This is a genomic window from Blastococcus sp. TF02A-26 (genome assembly GCF_003319125.1).
Taxonomy (GTDB): Bacteria; Actinomycetota; Actinomycetes; order Mycobacteriales; family Geodermatophilaceae; genus Trujillonella.
Window position 1 is genome coordinate 1 of the sequence record NZ_QOHG01000036.1, and the last position, 8566, is coordinate 8566.

An 8566-nucleotide genomic window follows, 5' to 3' on the forward strand; every position below is an offset into this window, starting at 1 on the left:
ACCGCCCTCGAGCCCCGCCGCACCGACCCCAGCGAGGTGATCGACCAGCCCGCCCTGCAGACGGCATAGTCAGCAACACCGCAGAGCAGCACGCGGACGAGCTACACCACCCCACGGGGCACGGCCCCGCGCTGAGGTGCTGGCCGCGATGGCATCGGCAAGGATCGCGTGATCACAAGCCGCCCGTCGGTGAGATAGCGCTGCGGCCACAGCGCCTCCCCGTGTGACTCGGCTGAGAGGCTCATGCGACGCGCTCGTCGTGTTTGCGGCGGGCGGCCTTCCAGGTCTCGGTGCCGATGATCTTCTGGACGGCGTCGGCGAAGCCCTCGTTCTCCAGCAGCGCCTTGAGGAGCTTGTTGGAGCTCTCCTGGTTGGCGAATAGGGCGCCGGCGATGTCGTCCTTCTTGATGGTCATCGAAAACTGTTCCTCGGTGTTGTCCGCGGCGCGCTGCTGGACGTCCTCGTCGTCGGACAGCGTGCTCGGGACGCCGACGTAGATGAGCAGGCTCTCGGCCTGGCTGAGGTCAATCCCGTGGGTGGCGTTGAAGGTGTCGATCAGCTCGGACAGCCGGATCATCAGCGCCTCCTCGAGGCTGCTGCCGCGGCCGGCACCGGTGTAGGTCTCGATCTCGCCGTCGTCCTCGCCGGGGGTGTTGCTGCCGCTGGTCACCGTGCCGGCGGAGTGGCCGACAAAGGCCAGTTCGGTGGCGCCCAGGTCGATGGCGCCGGACTCGCTGGTCGGGGACTTCAGCTTGGCCAGCAGCAGCTTGCCGTAGAGGTACAGGCTCTCTAGCTCGTCGTCGGTGAACCGCATGACCTGGCCGAGGAAGGCGTAGGCGCGCACGAACGCCTTGAGCGCGTCGCGCAGGTCGTCGAGCTCGTGGTCGGGGAGGTTGCCCGCCCGGACGACGGCGGGGTCGACGTTGGCCGTGACGGTGGCGTGCGCGGCGTCGGAACCGAGCAGGAAGGCGGTCACCGCCTTCTGCTGCTCCTCGGGGTCGATGACGTGGTGATTCTCGATCCGGGTCTGCAGGTTGTAGAGCAGGTTCGGATCGGTCTCTTCGGTCCAGCTGGACTCGTAGAACGGCGCGAACTGCTCGCGCATCTCCTCGGCGGTGTTGCGGAAGTCGAGGACGAAGGTGTCCTCCTTGCCCGGGTGGATGCGGTTGAGCCGGGAGAGGGTCTGCACCGCCTTGACGCCCTCGAGCTTCTTATCCACGTACATCGTGTGCAGCAGCGGCTCGTCGAAGCCGGTCTGGTACTTTTCCGCGACGATGAGCAGCTGTCCTTCGTCGTGGAAGCGCTCCTTGGTCTGCGTCTCGGGGAACCCGTTGAGCCCGGACTCGGTGACCGGGTCACCGGGGACGTCGGGGTCAACGAGGCTGCCGGAGAAGGCGACCATCGCCCGGATGCCGGTGAGCTGCTTCTTGTCCAGGTAGCGCTGCACGGCGGCCAGGTAGCGGACGGCGTGCAGGCGGCTGCCGGTCACCACCATCGCCTTGGCACTGCCGCCGATCTTTCCGGCGGTGACCGTGCGGAAGTGCTCGACGATGATCTCGGCGCGCTGGTCGAGGTTCGACGGGTGGAGGTCGACGAACCGGGCCAGCGCGACGGCTGCCTTGCCCTTCTCCACCTCAGGGTCGTCGCTGGTCAGCCCGTTGGCCAGCCGGTAGTACCGCTTGTAGGTCACGTAGTTCTTCAGGACGTCGAGGATGAAGCCCTCCTCGATGGCCTGGCGCATCGAGTAGAGGTGGAACGGCTCGTAGACCGTCGTCCCGCCTTCCTCGCGCGGGGTGCCGAACAGCTGCAGCGTCTTGCCCTTGGGCGTGGCGGTGAACGCGAAGAACGACAGGTTCGGGCTGCGCCCGCGGGACTCTGCCGACTCGGTGAGGACGGCGGCCAGCACGTCCTGCTCGTCGGGTGCGGCGGCCTCCGCGCCAGCGGCCTCGGCCTCGGCGGCGGCGAGCGGGTCCCCGGCGCCGAGGACCTTCTTCACTGCCTGCGCGGCGTCCCCGGACTGGGAGGAGTGGGCTTCGTCGACGATGATCGCGACCCGCTTGCCCTCGATGGTGGCGTCCTTGATCACCGGGAACTTCTGCAGAGTGGTGATGATGATCTTCGTCCGGGCGTCGGCCAGGGCGTTGCGCAGCTGCTGGGAGTCCTCGTCGATCCGCTGCAGCAGGCCCTGCACGTGCTCGAATCCGGAGATGGTGGCCTGCAGCTGGGCGTCGAGCACCCGCCGGTCGGTGATGACGACGACCTTGTCGAACACCAGCTCGTCGGTGCCCAGCCAGGCGTCCGCGGCGAGCTGGGCGGGGTCGCTGGGGGAGTGCAGGTCGGCCAGCCGGTGGGCCAGCCAGGCGATCGAGTTGGACTTCCCCGAGCCGGCGGAGTGCTGCAGCAGGTAGCTGTTTCCTGCCCCGTGGACGGCGGCGTGGGTGGTGAGCCGCTCAACGACGTCCCACTGGTGGTAGCGGGGGAAGAGGACCTTGCGGGCGCCGTGCTTGGGCACGTCCTCCTGCACGTAGCGGTGCAGCAGGTCCAGCCAGGTGTCGCGGGCCCAGACCTGCTCCCACAGGTAGGCGGTGCGGTGGCCGTGCGGGTTGGGCGGGTTGCCCTCCCCGCCCTTCCTGCCGGCCCCGGCCGAGCCCTGGTTGAACGGCAGGAAAATCGTGTCGGGGCCGGCGAGCCTCGTGGCCATGAAGACCAGGTCTGGGTCGACGGCGAAGTGCGCCAGGCAGCGGCGGGCGAAGATCCGGTCGGCCGGATTGCGCTGCTTCGGGTCGCGGTACTGCGCCTTGGCGTGCCGCACGGTCTGCCCGGTGAACTGGTTCTTCAGCTCCGCGGTCGCGACCGGGATCCCGTTGACCGCGAGCATCAGGTCGAGGGACTGGCGGGGGCTGCTCTCGCTGTGGTGCAGCTGCCGGTACACCAGCAGCCGGTTAGCCGCGTAGCTCTCCACCAACTCGGGCGTCAGCCCGTGGGTAGGGCGGAAGAAGGCCAGTTGAAGTCGCTCGCCGCGCTCCTTGACGCCCTTCCGGAGGACGTGCACGACGCCGTGCGCGTCGATCTCCTCGGCGATCCGCTTGGCCAGCTTCGCCTCGACGGCCGACCCGTGCTGTTGCTCGAGCTTCGCCCACGCCTTCGGTTGGGTTTGCTGGACGAAGCCGATGAGTTGCACCGTGTCAAGGCCGAGTTGGACGTCGTAATCGGTCGGCGAGCCGTGCCGCCAGCCGTGCTGTAGCAGATGCGCCTCTATCGCGGCCTCGAAGTCCGATTCGGTGTGCCCCGCCATCACGCCACCGCCCGAGCCGTGGTGACGTCGAACTGGCCAGTCACTGCTGCGGTAATGAGGGTCGCGCGCCTTTGCTTGAGCAATTCCCGACGTCTAACTAGGCGAGCGGTAGCGAGGGCAGTTCCCTCATGAAAGTCCCGGTTGTCCGCGGTGAACCTCTGCTGCGCGGTCACGCTGGGGCAAGGAACGGCCAAGTCCCCCAGATCCGCATAGTTGATCCGAGGCGTGCGCACGTTTCCCTGTTCGGTGTTTCCGATGCCTCGGATGCGTTGTGTCATCTGACCGACGAACTAGGGACTACGCAGAACTGTTTCAAGGAAGTCGGGCACTGCCAGCGTGCCGGGCACTAGGACGGTGTAGTCCGGACTGACGAGACCGGAAACGCGGGTCACCCCGACGCCGCCTTGAAAGGCGCGCATGCGATTCACGACGATGTCGCCGGGATCGCAAACCTTGTAGTTGTCGAGATCGTCCCCGATATTCTGGCGCGTTGAAGTGTTGTCGCGAGGAATGACCCCCCGGTGAATGGAAACCGACAGCGAGATTCGGTCCCCTCCGCGGGCGGCGAAGCGCTCGTCTCGCTCCCGCACGAGGTACTTCAATCGGATCATTGGAGCGCCGATTCTTAGCTGGGCCATGAGGTTGTCGGTCAGCGCTCTTCGTCGCTCATTGAGGAGGGTGACCTGTTCTTCCGTCAGTCGCTCGGCCACGTCGAGACGGCCAATCTCATGATCGAGAAAGTCCGCGATCCGCCGTTGCTCCTCCTGGTTGAACGGCGAGACTGCCCAGTCGGCGACGAAGTCAGCAGTAACGCGTTGCAGGCCAGCGACTCCTTGATACGCCGTCACGCCCTCGGCGATGAACGTTGACGAGCGCGCCACGTACGCTAAAAAGCGGGCATCAACCCCCGGATTCGGGCGGAGAATGTGCAATTCACTGCTCCCTGCGCCAACACCGCTCAATAGGTCCTTGGCCACCATGGCTCGGCCGTGCTGGAACGTCGGGGCTGTCTTGGGGACCAGCACATCCCCATTTTGAAATCGCACGTAGCCAGAGCTGACATCGGCCTTGACGGCCACTCGGCTGGCATCGACTCGCTCATCAGCCCACACCGTCTCGAGCGGCATGAAGGTCAGCTCACATGAAGGCGGCAGGGCATCGAAGCGCAGAGAGCTCGGGTTGATCTGCGCCAGGTGTCGGATGCGCAACGTCATCGCTTCAGACCTGCAAGGACCTGCTGGATGTCCGCTTCTACCGCTTCCAACTCAGCGTCGATTTCGGCGAGCGGCCGAGGCGGCACGTACTTGTAGAAGAACCGGGTGAACGGGATCTCGTAGCCGATCTTCGTCTTGGTGTGATCCACCCAGGCGTCCGCCACGTGCGGCAACACCTCGCGCTCCACGTACTCGTCCACGTCCTCGGTCAAGGGCACATTTTCGTTGTCGCGCAGGTCCGGGTCGGGGAGCGGCTGACCCTTCTTGTCGGTGACCTCCGGCGCGTCAGGGTCGGCGACCGCGGCCGCCGCCAGCACGGCCTTCTTGATCGCCGGGGTCAGCCCGATTTGGCCGCGGGCGGTGCAGGCGTTGAGCAGTCGCTTTGTGCACGCGGCCTCCGTCTCCGCGGAGACGCCGACCAGGTCGCCGAGCGCGCCGAGCACCGCTTCGTGGGTCTTCCGCGCGGCGTCATCTCCGACCGAGAGCGCCACCATGGGCTTGGCCGAGCGGACCGCCTCGACGGTCTCCTCGGTGACGGTCCAGCGGCGGCGCAGCGGCCGCTCCACGGTGATCCGGCGGAAGCCGAAGGTGTCGTTGTCGAAGACCTTCACCCGCTCCTCATCCGTGCCGTGCACAGCCTCGGCGTACAGGCGGGTGACCTCGGCGATGTGGTCGTCGTCCAGGAATTTGCGCTTGTCGCCGAGGGATTTGCGCATCTTTGACCACTCGCTGCGGGCGTCGACCAGAGCGACCTTGCCCTGTCGCTCGGCGCGCTTGCGGTTGGTGACGATCCAGACGTAGGTGCTGATCCCGGTGTTGTAGAAGAGCTGGTCGGGCAGCGCGACGATGCCCTCGAGCCAGTCGTTCTCGATGATCCAGCGGCGGATGTTGCTCTCGCCGGACTCCGCGGCACCGGCGAACAGCGGGCTGCCGGAGAAGACGATGGCGATGCGGCTGCCGCCGTCCTCGGCCGGCTTCATCCGAGCGATCATCTGCTGCAGAAACAGCAGGGATCCGTCGGAGACACGCGGGAGGCCGGCCGAGAATCGGCCACCCGGCTGGGCGGCCTCGGCCTTGATCGCGGCGGCGGACTTGTTCCAGTCGACCCCGAACGGCGGGTTTGCCAGCAGGTAGTCGAATCGCTTGTCGGCGTGCCCGTCTGCGGTCAGCGTGTTGCCCAGCACGATCCGCTCGGGGTCCTGCCCCTGGATCAGCAGGTCCGACCGGGCGATGGCCCAGGTCTCGGGGTTGAGCTCCTGGCCGAACATCTCCAACCGGGCTTTGGGGTTGAGACGGGTCAGGTACTGGTCGGCGATGTTCAACATGCCGCCGGTCCCGCACGCCGGGTCGTATATCGAGCGCACCGGGGCGGTGCCGGTGAGGACGTCGGAGTCCTCGCCGAAGAGCAGGTTCACGATCAGGCGGATGACCTCGCGCGGTGTGAAGTGCTCACCGGCCGTCTCGTTCGAGAGCTCGGAGAACCGCCGCAGCAGCTCCTCGAAGACGTAACCCATCGCGTGGTTGGGCACGGTCTCCGGCCGCAGGTCCAGCTCGGCGAACTTGCCGAGCACCAGGTAGAGCAGACCCGCCTCGTCGAGCCGGGTGATCTGCTCGTCGAACCGGTACTTCTCCAGCACCTGGAACGCGTCAGGGGAGAAGGCGCCGATGTAGGCGCGCAGCTGCTGGGCCAGGTTGTTGGGGGAGTCGAGCAGCTTGGTGAAAGTCAGCGGGCTGGTGTTGTAGAACGGCACGCCCGCGGCCTGTTTGAGCAACAGGTCAGGAGTGTCGGTGATCCCCTTCAACTGCTCGGCGCGAGCCAGCACCGCCGGCTTGGTCTCCTCGAGGACGGCGTCCAGCCGGCGCAACACCAGCAGCGGCAGGATCACCCCGCGGTACTCCGCCGGCTTGTAGTCGCCTCGAAGCAGGTCGGCGACCTGCCACACGAACTGGACCTTGCCCTCGAACCCGTCCACGCCGTGCCCCCCCCGTGCCTTCACCGCCGCTGTTCCGCTGCGGACTGAACCGTTCTACGTGAGATGCGGCGATGGCGCGACGACCGCCTCCGACCACTGAGGCGTGTGGGACGAAGCTGAGGCCCTCGCCGTTCCGATCCTGCGCCGTGCCGATGCCACCGCAGCGCTCGGCATGCATCCCCCTTACGGTCGGACAGGACGGCGGGTGGACGACGGGGGAGGCGCTGTGGTCGCGGCGAGCGAGACAAACCTGCAAGAGCTTCTCGAAGGCGCGCGGCAGTACCGCGTGCCCCTGTACCAGCGGACGTACGCCTGGACCGCAGTTCAATTGGAGCGGCTGTGGGATGACCTCGTGCAGATCGCGGAGGACCGCGCCGCGGATCACCGTGCCAGTCACTTCATCGGGTCCCTGGTCCTGGCACCTAGTCCTTCCAACGGCCCCACAGGTGTTCCAGAGTTCCTCGTGGTGGATGGACAGCAGCGCCTGACCACACTGACGGTCCTGCTGGCGGCCATCCGAGACCACCGGGTCGCCACCGAGTCGTCGGAGCACCACGAGCGCATCAACGAGCTGTACCTGACCAACAAGTTCAAGCCGGAAGCCCAACGAATCAAGCTGGTCCCGACCCAGGCCGATCGGCCGCAGTACAACGCCCTCGTCGACGGCACCCAGCCCAACGGCGGTAGCGCCGTCATCGACGCCTACCGCTTCTTCAGAAGCAGGCTGGTCGCCGCGGATGACCCCGAGGATCCGCATGACATCGAGCGGCTGGAGGACGCGGTTCTTCGCGGGCTCGCACTGGTCTCGGTGACGGCACAAGCGGGCGACAACGCCCATCGCATCTTCGAGTCGCTCAACAACACAGGGCTTCGTCTCACCCAAGGCGACCTGCTGCGCAACTACCTCTTCATGCGTATGCCGACCCGGGGCGAGCAGGTCTACGAGTCGACGTGGTTGCCGTTGCAGGACTCACTGTCGAGCGACGACCTGGAGCTCCTGTTCTGGCTGGATCTGGTCCAGCAGAATCCAGCTCACCGGCAGGCAGACACGTATGCAGCACAGCAGCAGCGGCTGAGCAAGCTCCACGATGAGAAGGACATCGAGGCCGAGGTCCTGCGCTTCCGGCGACTCGGCCATCTGCTGAGGGTCATCCTCAATCCGTCCCTAGAACCTGACGCAGCAGTTCGTCTGCGACTTGAACGATTGAAGGCTTGGGGGACAACGACCGTCTACCCGCTCCTGCTTCGGTTGCTCGACCTGCGCGAGCGCGGGGAGGCAACGTCAGAGCAGGTCGCGGCCGGGGCGCTCTACGTCGAGAGCTACCTGGTCCGCCGGCTGATCGTCGGACGCGCGACTCAGGGCATCAACCGCATCCTGCTGTCGACGGTCCACGAGATGCCACAGGACTTGCCGGTGGAGGAGGCGGTGCGCGTCTACCTGTCGACCGGTCGAAAGCACTACGCGTCGGACGCCGACGTGGCAGCAGCAGTAACGACCGCTCCCTTCTATCTGACGGGCCGTCCGAACCAGCGCAACCTGGTGCTCCGGTGGCTCGAGGAGTCCTACGAGAGCAAGGAACCGGTGGCACTGGCTGATCTCACGATCGAGCACGTACTGCCCCAAACGTTGACCGATGCCTGGATTGCTGAGCTCGGGCTGACCTCGGACGACGACCCGGAGCAGGTGCACGCCGAGCTGGTCCACACGCTTCCAAATCTGACGCTGACCGGTTACAACAGCGTGCTCAGTAACAGCCCCTTCCACGTCAAGCGTGAGCAGCTCGCCACGAGCGGCCTGCGGATGAATCAGGAGATCGCCAAGGAGGACCACTGGGGCCCGCCCGAGCTCAAGGCACGGGCCGATCGCCTGGCGTCGCGGATCACTGCGACCTGGCCGGGTCCTGTGGCCGGTGCTCCACCGGCTGGAGGACCGAACTGGCCACTACTTGCGACTGCTCTAGCTGTACTGACCGGAGACGTTGGTCGAGGACGTGTGACGACACGATCTGATTGATCTTGTTCGGGGAGGACCTCCGGACGTGGAGTGGAGCTGCTGAAGGCACCCATTCCACGAGCTCCGGAGG

Annotated in this window: 4 protein-coding genes; 1 reads left to right on the plus strand and 3 read right to left on the minus strand. The window is 66.3% G+C overall.

Annotation, left to right across the window (positions count from 1 at the left end; all coding sequences use genetic code 11):
• Window positions 1-241: 241 nt before the first annotated feature.
• The 3 genes from DQ240_RS22885 to DQ240_RS22895 all read right to left on the minus strand — a co-directional run bounded on the left by DQ240_RS22885 (window position 242) and on the right by DQ240_RS22895 (window position 6452).
• A complete protein-coding gene (locus DQ240_RS22885) occupies window positions 242-3295 on the minus strand; it encodes a type I restriction endonuclease subunit R (RefSeq protein ID WP_113842018.1) in 3054 nt (1017 codons plus the stop codon).
• Between the two features lie 290 nt (window positions 3296-3585).
• Window positions 3586-4509 carry a hypothetical protein gene (locus DQ240_RS22890; RefSeq protein ID WP_113842019.1) on the minus strand — a complete coding sequence of 308 codons (924 nt, stop codon included), beginning with the start codon at window positions 4507-4509 and terminating at the stop codon, window positions 3586-3588.
• A complete protein-coding gene (locus DQ240_RS22895; protein WP_233498928.1) occupies window positions 4506-6452 on the minus strand; it encodes a class I SAM-dependent DNA methyltransferase in 1947 nt (648 codons plus the stop codon). The genes DQ240_RS22890 and DQ240_RS22895 overlap by 4 nt, the downstream gene beginning before the upstream one ends.
• A 133-nt stretch (window positions 6453-6585) precedes the next feature.
• Here DQ240_RS22895 and DQ240_RS22900 point away from each other — a divergent pair, with 133 nt between their 5' ends.
• Window positions 6586-8496: a DUF262 domain-containing protein gene (locus DQ240_RS22900; RefSeq protein WP_199589482.1), complete on the plus strand. Its 1911-nt coding sequence runs from the start codon at window positions 6586-6588 to the stop codon at window positions 8494-8496.
• Window positions 8497-8566 lie beyond the last annotated feature (70 nt).

Bases quoted from the DNA above. Each gene is read 5' to 3' on its own strand.
- DQ240_RS22890 (WP_113842019.1), bottom strand. From the start codon at position 4,509: ATGACGTTGCGCATCCGACACCTGGCGCAGATCAACCCGAGCTCTCTG.
- DQ240_RS22885 (WP_113842018.1), bottom strand. From the start codon at position 3,295: ATGGCGGGGCACACCGAATCGGACTTCGAGGCCGCGATAGAGGCGCAT.